The sequence below is a fragment of the Pseudoalteromonas prydzensis genome (genome assembly GCF_011050055.1).
Taxonomy (GTDB): Bacteria; Pseudomonadota; Gammaproteobacteria; order Enterobacterales; family Alteromonadaceae; genus Pseudoalteromonas; species Pseudoalteromonas prydzensis_A.
In genome coordinates, this window is sequence record NZ_DRGM01000168.1 from 1 (window position 1) to 15,729 (window position 15,729).

15 protein-coding genes are annotated in these 15,729 nt (G+C 39.1%); 7 read left to right on the forward strand and 8 right to left on the reverse strand.

Annotated features, from left to right (window positions below; genetic code table 11):
- Positions 1 to 144: 144 nt before the first annotated feature.
- A complete protein-coding gene (locus tag ENH88_RS16525; protein ID WP_304183873.1) occupies positions 145 to 1,164 on the reverse strand; it encodes a TIR domain-containing protein in 1,020 nt (339 codons plus the stop codon).
- Between the two features lie 400 nt (positions 1,165 to 1,564).
- On the opposite strand from ENH88_RS16525, the gene gloA reads away from it, so the two are divergent.
- On the forward strand, positions 1,565 to 2,092 hold the full coding sequence (gene gloA, locus ENH88_RS16530) for a lactoylglutathione lyase (RefSeq protein ID WP_304183874.1): 528 nt from the start codon (positions 1,565 to 1,567) through the stop codon (positions 2,090 to 2,092).
- Between the two features lie 69 nt (positions 2,093 to 2,161).
- Here gloA and htpX read toward each other — a convergent pair whose 3' ends face one another.
- The 5 genes from htpX to bioB form a co-directional block, all read right to left on the reverse strand.
- On the reverse strand, positions 2,162 to 3,025 hold the full coding sequence (htpX, locus tag ENH88_RS16535) for a protease HtpX (protein ID WP_304183877.1): 864 nt from the start codon (positions 3,023 to 3,025) through the stop codon (positions 2,162 to 2,164).
- 139 nt (positions 3,026 to 3,164) lie between these two features.
- Positions 3,165 to 3,848 carry a dethiobiotin synthase gene (bioD, locus tag ENH88_RS16540; RefSeq protein WP_304183879.1) on the reverse strand — a complete coding sequence of 228 codons (684 nt, stop codon included), beginning with the start codon at positions 3,846 to 3,848 and terminating at the stop codon, positions 3,165 to 3,167.
- Between the two features lie 18 nt (positions 3,849 to 3,866).
- Entirely contained in the window at positions 3,867 to 4,685 is an 819-nt protein-coding gene (locus tag ENH88_RS16545; RefSeq protein ID WP_304183880.1) for a methyltransferase domain-containing protein, read from the reverse strand.
- A complete protein-coding gene (locus ENH88_RS16550; protein WP_304183881.1) occupies positions 4,682 to 5,836 on the reverse strand; it encodes an aminotransferase class I/II-fold pyridoxal phosphate-dependent enzyme in 1,155 nt (384 codons plus the stop codon). Before ENH88_RS16550 ends, ENH88_RS16545 begins: the two co-directional genes overlap by 4 nt.
- A gap of 55 nt (positions 5,837 to 5,891) precedes the next feature.
- A complete protein-coding gene (gene bioB / locus ENH88_RS16555) occupies positions 5,892 to 6,932 on the reverse strand; it encodes a biotin synthase BioB (RefSeq protein WP_304183882.1) in 1,041 nt (346 codons plus the stop codon).
- A 95-nt stretch (positions 6,933 to 7,027) separates the two neighbouring features.
- Here bioB and bioA point away from each other — a divergent pair, with 95 nt between their 5' ends.
- The gene (bioA, locus tag ENH88_RS16560; protein WP_304183884.1) at positions 7,028 to 8,317 is read left to right on the forward strand and encodes an adenosylmethionine--8-amino-7-oxononanoate transaminase; all 1,290 of its coding nucleotides are present in this window, start codon (positions 7,028 to 7,030) and stop codon (positions 8,315 to 8,317) included.
- 63 nt (positions 8,318 to 8,380) lie between these two features.
- Here bioA and ENH88_RS16565 read toward each other — a convergent pair whose 3' ends face one another.
- Positions 8,381 to 8,815, reverse strand: coding sequence for an AAA family ATPase (locus ENH88_RS16565; protein WP_064666210.1), 435 nt, complete (start codon positions 8,813 to 8,815; stop codon positions 8,381 to 8,383).
- Positions 8,816 to 9,102: 287 nt separating this feature from the next.
- Here ENH88_RS16565 and asnS point away from each other — a divergent pair, with 287 nt between their 5' ends.
- From asnS to ENH88_RS16590, 5 genes are all read left to right on the forward strand, one after another.
- Positions 9,103 to 10,500, forward strand: coding sequence for an asparagine--tRNA ligase (asnS, locus tag ENH88_RS16570; protein WP_304183886.1), 1,398 nt, complete (start codon positions 9,103 to 9,105; stop codon positions 10,498 to 10,500).
- 198 nt (positions 10,501 to 10,698) lie between these two features.
- Complete coding sequence (locus ENH88_RS16575) at positions 10,699 to 12,240, forward strand: methyl-accepting chemotaxis protein (RefSeq protein ID WP_304183889.1); 1,542 nt, start codon at positions 10,699 to 10,701, stop codon at positions 12,238 to 12,240.
- A 253-nt stretch (positions 12,241 to 12,493) separates the two neighbouring features.
- Positions 12,494 to 13,270 (forward strand): ABC-three component system protein, encoded by a 777-nt coding sequence (locus tag ENH88_RS16580; RefSeq protein ID WP_304183891.1) that lies wholly within the window; start codon positions 12,494 to 12,496, stop codon positions 13,268 to 13,270.
- Positions 13,264 to 13,485, forward strand: a complete 222-nt coding sequence (locus ENH88_RS16585; RefSeq protein WP_304183893.1) for an ABC-three component system middle component 7 — start codon at positions 13,264 to 13,266, stop codon at positions 13,483 to 13,485. Before ENH88_RS16580 ends, ENH88_RS16585 begins: the two co-directional genes overlap by 7 nt.
- Positions 13,478 to 15,079: a DUF2326 domain-containing protein gene (locus tag ENH88_RS16590; protein WP_304183895.1), complete on the forward strand. Its 1,602-nt coding sequence runs from the start codon at positions 13,478 to 13,480 to the stop codon at positions 15,077 to 15,079. The genes ENH88_RS16585 and ENH88_RS16590 overlap by 8 nt, the downstream gene beginning before the upstream one ends.
- 178 nt (positions 15,080 to 15,257) lie before the next feature.
- On the opposite strand, the gene ENH88_RS16595 is transcribed toward ENH88_RS16590, so the two are convergent.
- Positions 15,258 to 15,509 (reverse strand): hypothetical protein, encoded by a 252-nt coding sequence (locus ENH88_RS16595; protein WP_304183897.1) that lies wholly within the window; start codon positions 15,507 to 15,509, stop codon positions 15,258 to 15,260.
- Positions 15,510 to 15,729 lie beyond the last annotated feature (220 nt).

The following is a 15,729-nucleotide window of genomic DNA, read 5'->3' on the forward strand; positions in this document are numbered from 1 at the left end:
AACTACTTAGTTTCACAAGGTTTAGTGTCATTGAGAGATATTTGGATCAACATTCATTACGGGAGATGAACCGCCCATTGCGGACCCGCATGATGGGTGGTGTGGGGGCTGGAGGTTAGAGACCTCCGGCTACCCGATTAGCAGTTACAAATACTGAACTAGGATTCTTCTTAGAATATGAGGGAGTTCTCTAGCCATCATGTACATTCGCTCATCTGGCATATGCATGTCTCGCATAAGAGGGTGTTCAAATGATAATTCGATAAGTTCTTGGAATGCCTCAACAGTGTCACGTTTTTCGTCACGATCAACCTTTGAGCGCAATGTTCTTGTAAGGTCGATTCCTGCATCATAAATCCATGGAAAATCTTCACGAAATAAGCTTATAACTATTTGAAAGCCTGTTAAGTTTTTTTCAAATCGAGGTGACATGTGCAAAAGCTCTTCCAACATATGAGGGTGAAAATTTTTCCTTTTTCTCATACGATTTTCTTTTTCACGTTCCGTACGGGAAATAATTTCGCCTAACATAACTCGGAGTCCTTCAAGTTCTTTATGAACATCAAGATTAGGGCTTCTTAGTAATTTTTGATTAACACGAGAAAGATCGAGGATTTCTTCAAGAATTTGGTTTGATACTAAATCTTGTTGTTGATTTTCTTCAAGCTTTTCTACCTTAGGTTGCCCATCAATCAGTTTATTTAATCGGCTCTCTAAATCTGGATACCAAACATCTAATGCTTTTTCTAATCTTTCAGAGGTAAGTTGCTCTGTAGAGTCTGCTTTGTTTAAAGATAATAATAACTTTTTAACATCTTCTTTTTCAAAAATTGTAGATTGAAACTGTAGGATTGGTCCGTTTACTTCAGACCTCTTAATATCAAAAAGGAATGGACTGACATAAGATTTATCCATTGTTTTTGAAAGTGCTCCTGCTTCAAATGTAAGCCAAGGAGCATGCAAGTTTTCTTTAGTTACACATAAAATACCATAACTTGAATCTGCTAATTCTGACGCAATATCAGTACTCCAACGAGCACCTTTATCTATATCTTCTGACGAAACATAAGGCTCAATTGATTGAATAACAGATGGAATCCAGTCCCTTAGTGTTAGTGCAACTTTATGACTTACTTCCCCAGACCAACTTAAAAATACTTTCATTTACCTTCCTTTGGAATTACACCGAAACTTTGCTTGTACTGCTAACAGCTTATTGAACACCACTTTGGGGGTTTATAACACCCCAAAACGGCGTATATTACATTGCTTAATAATTCCACTAAACAACTTCAATGTAAACATGTAATTACGTAGGCTATAAAATGACTATTGTTAAAATAGACCAAAAAGACTTTTAATAATGTTATGGGATAAAAACAAACACTGTATAAATAAACAGTATCGCTAAATATGCCATTTTTTTGCTTATAAAACATTCAGCTCACTGGCTGGTAATTTAGCTCGGTGGTTTTAATTTTTGCTGCTGTTGATTATGATGAGCGTATACCCTGCCTTTTTAAATCCATTAAGGTTTTTCCGTCATTTCATTAAGGATTATCTCATGTCTCGCTATAACGAATCTCCAGAGCAAGTTGCACAGGCCACTGAGGGCTATGTGATGCAGCAAACTATGTTACGCATTAAAGATCCCAAACCGTCGCTGGCATTTTATCAAAACATATTAGGTATGAAGCTGTTGGGTAAGTATGACTTTCCGGGTATGAAATTTACCTTGTACTTTTTAGGCTATGAGCAAGACTTGCCAGAAGGCGATGATAAAGAAAAAACCCAGTGGGTGTTTCGCCGCCCTGCTTTAATAGAGCTTACTCATAACTGGGGCACTGAAAGCGACGATAGCTTTACGGGCTATGTTAGCGGTAATGAGGAACCAAAAGGCTTTGGCCATATTGGTATTAGCGTACCCGATGTATACGCTGCGTGTGAGCGCTTTGCTAAATACGATGTGGAGTTTGTGAAAAAACCAGATGATGGCTCAATGAAAGGCCTCGCCTTTATTAAAGACCCTGACGGTTACTGGATTGAAATACTCTCGCCGGAGGGTATAACTGAGATCATTCAATCGCAATAAAAAACATTAAAAATAAAAAAGCCTGCAAATGCAGGCTTTTTGTTTACAAGTACTGTGAAAAACTTGAATTTAACGACGTAGTGCGTCTATACGTGCGTCAAGCGGTGGGTGAGATGAAAACAACTCAGCCATGCCTTTACCACTGGCAATACCAAACGCCATCATTGAGCCTTCTAATTGCGATGGGTGGTTTTGCTTTAATCGCTCTAGTGCTGAACGCATTTTATCTGCGCCTACCAACTGAGCTGCGCCGTTATCGGCTGCAAACTCACGTTTACGGCTGTAATGAGCAACCACTATACTTGCCAATACGCCAAATAATACTTGGAATAACATATCAAATAGGAAGTAAGTCCAGCTACTGCCACCCTCTTCTTCATCACTATTGATAAAGTTGTCAACAATGCCAGCCAGTATTTTTGCGGCAAAAATAACAAAGGTATTCACCACACCTTGGATCAAGGTCAACGTAACCATATCGCCATTGGCAATATGCGAAACCTCATGAGCAAGTACCGCCTCGGCTTGATCTTGGCTCATATGCTGTAATAAACCAGAGCTTACAGCCACCAGCGAATTATTTTTACTCGGGCCTGTCGCAAAGGCATTCATTTCAGGGCTATCGTAAATCGCCACTTCCGGCATAGCAATACCGGCTTTTTTAGCTTGCGTAGCCACTGTTTGCACTAACCAGTGCTCAGTTTCGTTACGCGGTTGCTCAATCACATAAGCGCCGGTTGACTTTTTCGCCATCCATTTTGACATGAATAAAGAAATAAAAGAGCCACCAAAACCAAATACAGTCGCAATTAGTAAAATTCCGCCAAGGCTACGATGGCTTAAGCCCAGCGCACTCATTATTATTGAAAGCACCACACCTAATACCAACATAACCGCGAGGTTAGTTAATAAAAACAAAAATACACGTTTCATACGAGTTCTCCAAAAATAACATTTATTGCTGAGCGATTTACTATGTTTGATCGGCTTTGAGCAATCACTGCGTTATGACACACTATGTCATAACGTCAGCGCCATTCTGTGACAAACTATGTCACAACACAAGGGTTATTTATGGATTTATTGATAATTTTTCAAGTAGGGTTTTATAAATTTGTAATTTAGGGGTTTGCTCTGTGTATGGGCTAATGGCAAGCAGTGGAAATGGTAAACGTGTTTTGAGTGAGTCTAGGTTTGCTTGGTATTCATCCATAGTGGCATCAACTTGGTTTGCGATCCAACCTACACAGTTAATCCCTAAACTTTGCATATGCGCAGCACTAAGTAATGCATGATTTATACAGCCTAACTTCATACCGACGACTAATATAACCGGCAGTTGCTCTGCTTTTACCCAGTCATATAAATACTCGTTATTATTAATAGGTAATACCCAGCCGCCCGCGCCTTCTGTTAACAGATAATCTGCGCCTTGTTGCTTAACATTTTGATAAGCCGTGCTGAGCTTTTCTACTGTTATATTTATACCCGCTTGCTCTGCAGCTATATGGGGAGCTATTGGCGGCGCAAATGCAAATGGGTTAATAATGTCGTATTTAGCGTTTACTGTGGCACTTTCCATTAGCATTAGCGCATCGGCATTAACGAGCTGCTCAAATGCCATTTCACACCCAGAGGCAATCGGCTTAAAACCTATTGCACGCTTTTTATGTTGTGCGAGTAACTTTAACAGCAAACTGGTTACATGGGTTTTACCGGCATCGGTATCTGTACCGGTAATAAAAAACTGGTTCATGGCGTGGCCTTATTATTTTTACTGGGCTTTTTCTAATGATAACAATACCACATGGTAAGATACATGGGCTTTATTGTTTGAAAGCGGATAGGCATCACAGACTTTTTTTAGTGCTGATTTAGTTAATAAACCACGGCGACTTGTTGCGTGATTGTGGGTGGTGGCACCAATAGCCTTAATCGATTTTATAGCCGCTAATGCACTGCTGTGTTGATCGGTATAAATTACTTTATTTGAGGCGTTGATCTTAAACCCTGCCTTTTCGACCGATTGGTTTATATTACTATGACTTGCAAACTGATTAATATGACTATGGGAATCAAGCGCTGCAAAGGCAGTTTTTATCTCATTTAATGATCCTGCAACAACCGTACTAATATAGGCTTGCCCGCCTGGCTTTAATGCTTGATAAAGCGAGTGCATTAGCGTTTCAAAATCAGCAGACCACTGGAGCGCAAAATTACTAAAAACCACATCAATACTGTTTGCTTGCAGCGGTAAATTATCCATATCGGCGCACAGTTTTGGGGTATTTAAGGCACTGCTTTTTAGCATGTCAAAACTTAAATCTATAGCAATAACTTGGCCAAATAATGCCTTTAAAGCCTGAGTATTAACCAGCGGCCCTGCCCCTAGGTCAACACAGAGCTTGTTAGGGTTTGCAGTAATGAGTTTAAATAAATCATTAGCCGCTTGTTTTTGCACATTGGCATGCTGGCTGTAACTGTTTGCTGCTTTTGAAAAGTTATGCGCAGTGGTTTTTTTTAAAACCTGAGCCGCTATACACACAGCCGAGGAACTAACTGGCTTAGCTTTAATTGCCTGCGGGCTTATCATGCTATGGCCTTTTGTAAACTACCAACGAGTTGTTTAATATCGTCATGAGTGTGGGCTGCACTTAAGGTAATACGCAAACGCGAGGTATTGTGTAAAACGGTTGGCGGGCGAATAGCCGTTAGCCAAATACCTTGCTGCTTTAATTGCTCACTGGCTTTTAACGTTTGCTCAGCGCAGCCTAAAACGATTGGCTGAATCGCGGTATTGGAGTCCATTAGCGCAATCTGCTGTTCAGCCGCTAAGCGCTTAAACAGCGCAATATTGGCGTTTAATTTAGCTCGCTTGTCGTTAGCGTCTCTTATACTTTTAATACGTGCCAAGGTATGAGAGGCAATAAACGGTGACATAGCGGTTGAATAGGTATAATCACGATTAAACTGCAGCATATACTCTATAAAATGCTGCGAGCCTAATACGCACGCCCCGCTACTAGCAACGGCTTTACCAAAGGTGATCACTAAAATATCTGGCATACACGCTTCATTGATTAATGACTCACAACTACCCAGCCCGGTTTTACCCAGCACACCAAAACCATGAGCGTCGTCTATCATTAACCAGGCATTATGCTGTTTTGCTAAGGCGAATAGCGCTTTAATTGGCGCGGTATCGCCATCCATCGAGAACACGCCCTCAGAAATGATTAGCTTATTGCGCGCTTTTGATTTCTCTAATCGTGAACGAAGATGGTTTATATCGTTATGGTTAAAGCGTATTAAAGCTGCGTTGGCGTGTAATGCGCCATCAATTAAACTGGCATGGTTTAACTTATCTTGAAAAATAGCACTGTGTTGCGCCGTCGCTTTATCTTGAAACAACGCCTTAATAACACTGCTATTTGCGCTGAAGCCTGAATTAAACAGCATGCCAGCTTGATAACCCAAAGCACTACATAAAGCTTGCTCAAGCGCTTGCTGTGGTTGTTGATAACCCGTAACTAATGCTGAGCTGTGACTACCTAACAATGGCGCGCTGGGTAACTCCACCGGTGAATCACCAAACCCTAAGTAATCGTTACTCGCAAAGTTAAGGTAGCTTTTATCATTAACCGTGATTGTGCGCGCCGTTGCACTTTGTACTACATAGCGTTTACGCAGTAGCTGCTGTGCTTTGCGTTCATCTAAATGGGTGTTTATAAATTCAAATGACATAAATGCTTTAACCTTCAACGCGATACTTTAAACCATTATCCTATTACTGAGCGCTTTAGGCTTCGTAAAACATCTCTGAGGTTGCTTTATCTGCTACCGCTGACGATAACGACGCTTCATAGGCTTCGTCTGAATAATCGTGGCGTTTTTCAGGGTTCATGCCTAATTTTTTAATTAACTTCATATCGGCATCGGCTTCTGGGTTTTCTGTGGTTAATAGTTTATCACCATAAAAAATTGAATTAGCACCGGCAAAAAAGCACATTGACTGCATTTGTTCATTCATCGCATTACGCCCTGCTGATAACCGTACATAACTGTGTGGCATCATAATACGTGCTGTGGCAATGGTACGAATAAACTCAAAGTGGTCTAAATCATCAACGCTCTCCAGTGGTGTGCCTTTTACTTTAACCAGCATATTAATTGGCACACTCTCTGGTTGTTGCGGTAGATTAGCTAGCTGCATTAATAAACCAAAACGATCGGCTGCTTGTTCACCCATACCAACAATACCGCCTGAGCACACTTTCATACCGGCATCGCGTACATTACCGATTGTATCAAGACGATCTTGAAACGTACGGGTAGTGATAATTTGCTCATAGTATTCTGGCGAGGTATCGAGGTTATGATTGTAATAATCAAGGCCGGCATCGCGCAGTGCATGGGCTTTTTGATTATCCAGCATGCCTAGTGTCATACAGGTTTCAAGGCCAAGCTCTTTCACTTCTTTCACCATTTGCGAAATATACGGCATGTCTCTGTCTTTAGGATCCGACCATGCAGCCCCCATGCAAAAGCGAGTCGCGCCTTTTTGTTTTGCTAACCGCGCTTGTTCAACCACTTTTTCAACTTCAAGCAGACGTTCGCGTTCTAAATCAGTTTTATAGTGACCCGATTGCGGGCAATATTTACAGTCTTCTGGGCAGGCGCCTGTTTTAATTGACAGTAAAGTCGATATTTGCACTTCATTAGGATTAAAATTAGCACGATGTACCGACGCGGCCTTAAACAATAAATCGTTAAACGGCATTTCAAATAAGGCTTTTACTTGTTGATGTGTCCAATCGTGGCGAACAGCTGCAAACTCCATAACTCTCTCTTTTTATTTTTCATGACGGTGATATTGGCTTAGTCTACGACTTGCCGTAACATTGTCAACGAACTCAACCAGCATTAAGCTTACCAATGAATAAAAAACACACGATAGACCTTGATTTTGATCGCCAGCACATTTGGCACCCTTATACATCGATGACTCAACCTTTGCCTGTGTACCCTGTTAGTCACACCCAAGATAATCGTATTTTCTTAGCCACGGGTGAAGTGCTCATAGATGGTATGGCTTCTTGGTGGAGCGCCATCCATGGTTATGGCCACCCAGTATTAAAAAATGCCGCGATCGAGCAAGTTGATAAAATGAGTCATGTGATGTTTGGCGGGCTAACCCACGCGCCTGCAGTAGAGCTGTGTAAAAAGCTGGTCGCAATCACACCAAGCAAATTACAAAAAGTGTTTTTAGCAGATAGCGGCTCAGTGTGTGTTGAAGTGGCGATAAAAATGGCGTTGCAGTACTGGCTCAGCCAAGGTATCACCAGCAAGCAAAAACTAATGACGCCGTTAAAAGGCTATCATGGCGATACCTTTGCAGCGATGAGTGTATGTGATCCTATCAACTCAATGCACTCGCTATACCAAGGGTTTTTACCCGAGCATGTATTTGTGCCAGCGCCAGTAAGCCAATTTAGCCACGCTTTTGATCAGCAAGAAGCACAACGACTTACTGAGTATTTCGCACAGCATCATCAACACATAGCAGCGTTTATTATTGAACCAATCGTGCAAAATGCCGGTGGCATGAACTTTTATCACCCTGAGTATTTAAAAACCGTGCGTAAGTTATGCACAGAATATGACGTACTGTTAATTTGTGACGAAATAGCCACTGGATTTGGCCGTACTGGTAAGTTATTTGCTGTAGAACATGCAGATATAGAGCCCGATATTTTATGTATAGGCAAAGCACTCACAGGTGGCATGATGACCTTATCAGCCACCTTAACCACAGATAAGATAGCCATTGGTATCAGCGAAGGTGAAGCCGGTGTATTAATGCATGGCCCAACCTTTATGGGTAACCCACTGGCCTGTGCAGTGGCTTGTGCAAGTATTGATTTATTAATTGAACAAGATTGGCAAGCGCAAATAACCCATTTAAACGATGCGCTGCAAGCATTACAGCGTTGCAGTGAGCTTGAGCAGGTTGTTGAGGTAAGAACACTTGGCGCAATAGGTGTAGTTGAACTCGATACTGTAATCAATGTTGCCAAGATCCAAGCTTTCTTCATCAGCCAACATGTCTGGATCCGCCCATTTGGTAAGCTTATCTATTTAATGCCACCGTATATTAGCAGCGAAGAGGATATAACCATGTTGGCAAATGCGATTTACGACGCAATTGCAGGCAAACATTACTGAGCAAGTATCAATGAGCAAATATAACTGATAAAGCCAGCACCCAAACTACATCGCGTTTGGGTGCTACCACTCAAACATGTAAGCCATTTTGCTGATCATTTTTAATGGAATATTATGGCTATTGCGTTTGGCATACAGGTGCTGCATTGATTTATCTTTTACTTCACCCACTATCACTTCTTTAACTTGGTAGCCCAGTGCAACAGCGGCTTGGCTATAAGCAATAAATTCCCATTTTTTGATATTGGTATTATCGACAATGATCAGAGGGATCTCTTGCGCCAACGCATTTATAAAACGGGCTAAATTTAAATTGTGGTATTGCGACAGCTTGAACTTATCAAACTGATAGTCACCTTGTTCATTATAAAAATAATCATCGGTAGAACAAATTAAGTATTGGCTTGGATCGCCCGCTACCATTTCATCGGCTAGGTTTTGCGCATAATAAGACTTACCACACCCTGGTAAACCACGTAAAATAAAGACTTGTTTCATAATACCTATATGTTTAGCAAGTTAGTTTAAATATCGTAATTTCACATAATGCCACAAAACCGGTTTTGATCGCAGTGAAAATCACCTTTAAATTATGATCTAAGTTGTTTTTTATCACGAAAAATTAAAGTGACGGGTTTTTAACGACAAAAAATCATAAAAATGCAAAAGAATAAGCAAAGAGTTACCTTTGAATGTTTTTTTATTTTACATTCAAAGGTAAGATACACCGTTCAAGTGCGATGGCGCACATATTAATGTAGGCAACTTATATCATTGGAGTGAAGATGAGCCACTTAGCGATTTCAGAGCTATTAAAAGGCAAGGTTGCGGTAGACAGCCAAGTAACAATTAAAGGCTGGATCCGTACACGCCGCGATTCAAAAGCAGGAATTTCATTTTTAGCCGTTCATGACGGTTCGTGTTTTGATCCTATTCAGGCGGTAGTACCTAATTCACTTAATAATTATGATGAAGTTACTAGCCTAACAGCCGGTTGCTCTGTGTCAGTTACCGGTGTTTTAGTACAATCAGCAGGCCAAGGTCAATCTTTCGAAATTCAAGCAAATAGCGTACAGGTACTTGGCTGGGTAGAAAACCCAGATTCATACCCAATGTCGGCAAAACGCCACAGCATTGAGTATTTACGTGAGCACGCTCACCTTCGCCCACGTACCAATATGATTGGTGCGGTAACACGCGTACGTAACTGTTTAGCGCAAGCTATTCACCGTTTCTACCATGAGCAAGGTTATTACTGGATCAGCACCCCTATCATCACTGCAAGTGACTGTGAAGGTGCGGGCGAAATGTTCCGCGTATCAACACTTGATATGCAAAACCTGCCGCGTACTGATACAGGCGATGTTGATTACAGCGAAGATTTCTTCGGTAAAGAAGCATTTCTTACGGTATCAGGTCAGTTAAATGGTGAGACTTACGCCTCAGCAATGTCAAAAATTTATACCTTTGGTCCTACTTTCCGTGCAGAAAATTCAAATACCTCACGCCACTTGGCAGAGTTTTGGATGGTCGAGCCAGAAGTTGCTTTCGCCGATTTAGAAGATATCGCCAAATTGGCTGAAAACATGCTTAAGTATGTGTTCAAAGCGGTACTTGAAGAACGTCGTGATGATATGGAATTTTTTGCGCAACGCGTTGAGAAAACAGCCATTACCCGTCTTGAAGAATTTGTTGAGAAAGATTTTGCACAAGTTGATTACACAGATGCAGTGGAAATTCTAAAAAGCTGTGGCAAGAAATTTGAATACGCCGTTGAATGGGGTGTTGACTTACAATCTGAGCACGAGCGTTATTTAGCAGAAGAACACTTTAAAGCACCGGTCGTTATTAAAAACTACCCGCGTGATATTAAAGCATTCTACATGCGCCAAAATGAAGACGGCAAAACCGTTGCTGCAATGGACGTTGTAGCACCAGGTATTGGCGAGATCATTGGTGGTTCGCAACGTGAAGAACGTCTTGACGTACTTGATGCACGTTTAGAAGAAATGGGCTTAAACAAAGAAGACTACAGCTGGTACCGCGACCTACGTAAATATGGCACTGTACCGCACTCAGGCTTTGGCCTAGGTTTTGAGCGTTTAGTTGCTTATGTAACTGGTATGGGCAACGTACGTGACGTGATCGCCTTCCCACGCACCAAAGGCAGTGCAACTTACTAAAATGAGTTGCTGCTCATTACTGCAATAGATTACTGCAAAAAGCCAACCTTGGGGTTGGCTTTTTTAATGGCATACTTATAACCATATAAGACCTTTTAATAATTGATTTAGTTTGTTTTATATTCAAGACTAAAAAATAATTGATTTAGTTTGTTTTATATTCAAGACTAAAAATTACAATAAAAAAAGGCCAATGGCATGAATTTAAACTCACTGTTTTATACATTATTCTATTTCGTTATTGCTGCACTGTACTTTTTTGCACAGCTGACTCTCGTTAGCGCGCTACTGCTAACAGCATTAAGCGCACTGCTGTTTTTTCGGGAGAAAGTTTTTGCTAAAAAAGCTCAAGTTAAACCTGAACCTGATCAACATGCAGTTATTACTAAGGTTGCTGATAATATCACTAAGGCAACGTCTAAAAATGCGATTGGTGCCGCAGAAGTTGCATTTTATATTGATAGTTTAGCCAAAGAAATTGATGGCTGTTATAGCGAAAGTGAAGCCGTTAGCCAAGCAACCCAAGCGCTATCCCACAATAGTAGTGAGCTGACTAATAACATAACCACAGTTAGCCAAGCAATGATGCAAACAACAAAGGCATCGAGTTCTGCTGATCAGCGCCTGCAACTGGCCACAGAGCAAATAGACTCGTTATCTGGCTCCATTGATAAAGTGTCTCAGCAACTCGATCTACTGCTAAAAAGCGCCACAGATATTCAAAGCATTACCCAAGTTATTCAAACCATCGCCGAGCAAACCAACTTGCTGGCACTAAATGCGGCCATTGAAGCGGCTCGCGCAGGTGAACAAGGCCGAGGCTTTGCTGTTGTTGCTGATGAAGTAAGAAACCTAGCCAATAAAACTAATCAAGCCACTAAACAAATTGCTGATATGTTGACTGAAATTAATGCCAATAGCATGCAAACAAATGACGACATGAAACAAGTATCAACCCGCAGTGACTCAGTAAAACAACAACTAGAGAACGTCACTCAATCATTTTTAGCAATCAATCACGATATTAGTGAATCATCTTCAACACTTGAAAACATGCAGCAAGCAGTCAGTGCTTTTCAACACGCAACCACACAAATTAATACCTCGGTTGGTAGCATCAGCCACCTACTCGCTGAAGTATCCACAAAAAGTACTTCAATCTCAGAGCAAGCGTCTAATTTATCACTGGGTTCTGAAACTATTTTTCGAGAGCTCAATAAAGTAGAGCACAATGCATTCTTTAAACCTATTTTAGAAGCGGCACTTGAGGCCAGCTCTGCCATATCAACTAAATTCACTGAACTGCTGGCAACATCACAACTGAGCGAAAAACAGTTATTTTCTCAAGATTACAGAGAAATACCCAATAGTAACCCAACCAAGTACAGCACCGACTACGACAGCTTAACCGATAAAGTTTTACCGCCAATTCAAGAACCAATCCTTGAAAATAAACAAATCCTGTTTGCTGGAGCGGTCGACAAAAAAGGTTACTTCCCTACCCACAATAAGCGCTACAGCCAGCCACTAACCGGCAATTACCAACAAGATTTAGTAAACAACCGCACTAAACGTATTTTCAACGATGCCACCGGCAGCCGCTGTGGCAGCCACACTGAGAGCTTTTTATTACAAACCTACAAACGTGATACCGGTGAAATTTTACATGACCTATCAGTACCCATTTATGTAAATGGCAAACACTGGGGCGGTTTTAGAATTGGGTTTAAAAGTAGCTAAAAAGAAGCTGTAAGCCGTCAGCTATCAGCTATCAGCTATCAGCTATCAGCCATTATTAACTGCCGTTTTGGATCAAAATAACAAGCCTTGAATTTTTGCTCTTTTAATTACTTGTTTACAAAAGTAATTATTGATGAAATTATCAGAGTACGTAATATAGGCTGTTTTAGTGTTATAAACCACCAAAATGGTGTTCAATAAGCGTTATGTGACTATCGTAGTTGAGCTGTACTCTAAAAAGGAGTTGTAAATTTTGTCAATAAAAGTAAGACGTGCCGATGTAAATGACACAGTGAAAATGAGCTTACTTTGTGAAGTTGATGGTTCTTGTCCCTTATGCAGAAGAGATCTCGTTGTTAAGAAAGAAAATAAAAATGTGAGAGTCTTCGATGTTGCACATATCTACCCCTTGAATGCAACCAAACACGAACTTGCTATTTTAAAAGATGAAGAACTCCTTTCTAACGACATAGATTGTGAAGAAAATTTCATAGCTCTATGTAAAGAGTGTCATAAAATTTATGATACTCAAAAAACAGTTGAAGAATATAGACAGCTCGTCGCAATTAAAAATGAAATCAATAAAATAAAAGAGCTGTCTAAAGTATGGGATAAACAAACTCTACATAAAGACATTTCTATTGTAGCTAATAAAATTGGTTTACTCGATGGAAACAGTATTGAAATGACCATGCTTTCATACGATGCGCTAAAGCTTTCAGATAAGCTAGATGAAACGTTTGGATTCATTAATCAGACAAAAGTAAGTCAATTTATTTTGACTTTTTTTATCCCTATCAAAGAGGCACTTAAAGATCTTGAAAAACAAGAAAAAGCCAAATCTACATTCATATGTACACAAGTTAAAAGTTATTATGTTCTTTTATTTATGAAAGGTTTTAACCAAGACGAAATATTTGAGAAAATGACGGATTGGTTCATGACAAATACAGGGATTACTGATAGATCAAAATCTGAAGTTCTGGTTTCTTTTTTCATACAGAACTGCGAGGTTTATTCTAAATGCTAGTTCCAAACAAAACTGTCTCGATTAATGAAAGCTGTATTTACAGAGCTTCCTTGCTTTTGGCAAAACTAGAGGGTGATAGTTCAGTAGAAGAGCTTTACTGCAATCAAAAAAAATTGTTTATTGATATGGCTGATTTTATTGATGTATTAGATTTATTGTTTATTTTAGGGAAGGTTATTTTGGATGAAGAAAATGGAGTAATTAAACATGCTTAAATCCATTAGTTGTGAACAACTGATTAAGAATCCGATTACTTTTGAAGCAGGTTTAAATGCGGTTGTAGGAGCTGATGATGCTCATAACTCTATTGGTAAATCATCAATATTAATGCTGATTGACTTTGTTTTTGGTGGAAATGATTTCCCGTCTAAATGTGATGATGTTATTCGTAATGTCGGTAACTTTAAAGTTGGCATTGAGTTTGAATTTGAAAAACCGTATTCGTTCATCAGGGATACGGCTAATATTGATCAAATATATCGAGTGGAGTATCAGGATCACATAACAAGTAAGGAATACAACGAATTCCTTAAAAGTAAATATTTTCCTAAAAATGAAGCCACATCTTTTAGGGAGTGTGTAAGCGGCTTTTTTAGAATTTACCAAAGAAATAATTACAATGATAAACGTCCATTAGATATTGTTAGCAAAGAAAATTGGGATGCAATTAGAAAACGAACTCTGAAAATATTTGGTAAGTACGGCGTAATAGAGAGCTTTGAAAAAGATAAAGTAATAGCAACAAAGTTAAAGAATGACATTAATGGAACCTTTAATTCAGGTGCCATAAAAAAGGTAACCAAAGTTCAAGCTAAGAAAAATGAAATTGAACTGGTCGGTGTTGGCGCTGAAATTGAAGCTATTAAAAAATCCTTAAGAATTAATATTACTGACATTAAGTCCATTATTAATGAAAGAAATCTATCTCTTAAAACAGAAAAAGATAGACTGATTGATTTACAGCAAGAATTGAATACAAAACTCATTAGAATTGACTCTAATTTGTCAGGAAATATTGTTAGAAATAGTAAAAGCTTTAACTCAGTAGTTGAGTTTTTTCCCGAGATTGATAAAGATAAATTACAAAAAGTTGAAAGCTTTCACCTTGGCATCACAAAGATATTAAAAGACCAACTTCAAGAAGAAAAGTCATTAATTCTTGAAAGGATCGAATTATCAAAAATTGACGTTAACAAAATTGATAATGAGCTTTTAAAAATAGTAGATTCAAAAGAAGAATCTGTTTATCTACTTGAAAGGTTGATGGAACTTGATCGATACCAGCATAATCTTAGGCTTCAAAATGAATTTTGGAGCAAAAGCGATGATGCGAAAACAGGGTTAAGTGAGCTTAAAGAAAATATTGGTAACGCATTAGTTGATTCAGTTAATGAAATGGAGTTATTAATAAATAATGGAATGAATTCCTTTATTGAAAAGATATATAGCGACAATCCAATTAGCCCTAAAATATCTTTTCTAAAAAATGATTACATATTTGATCATGGGGATGACCGAGGTACAGGGAAAGGTTTTGCGGATATGATCTGTTTTGACTTAACTTTTTTAGAAAATACCATTCTTCCTTGTTTAATTCATGACAGTTTACTGTTTAAGAATATGGATGTTCCAGCTGTAGAAAAATTAATATCAATTTATAGTCAATTCAAAAAGCAAATTTTCATAGCTATAGATGAAAAATCTAAATACAGCAAAGAGACACAAAATAAAATTAAAACTGCAATGTTTTTAGAGCTTAATGAAAATAAAGTTGCTTTTAAAATTAAGTGGAAAAAAAAGTCAAATTAAAAGTCACATAATGAAAAAAAGGACAGGCATGTTTTATCTTTTGTCTAACGTCAAAAGCCATCGATGAAAACACTACTGCCCTTTCATTTTTTATGTACTTAATAGCTTTATTTACTTTAAAAGCCACTCACTATGATTTTGCAAAAAATTTGTGCCTGTCCTTTATTTATTATGGTTTTTATTTATGGTTATACCGTGATGCCTCAGCTAATACAGCCGAGATAAACTGTTCAGCACTATCAACGCCGATGAATACGCTCTTAACTTTCCCCACAGGCTCAATCAGTTCAATTTCAACATTTGGAAATCCTGAGAAATTGTAACGCTTTACAAACCGAGAGCGCTTAACAAACTCAAGGTTCTTATGAATTTTTGCAATGTTGCTTATAGGTATAACCAATGGCTGATAAAGGCCGTATCGAATGAACAACTTATTTCCTACCAAAGAAATAGGCCGCTTCGCAACCGCACGGTACTCAGCAATGAAAAATACTAAGCTAAAAACAGTCAGAAAGTTTTAGTGGCGAGCAGCACTTTACTTACCATAAGAAAGATGGTGCACAAAGTAATCTGCTTGGCTTTGTATTTTTGATAGCGTTTGAAGTGCCAATTATGCATTTATTTTTGCATTTCATTTGGTCACCATTTGC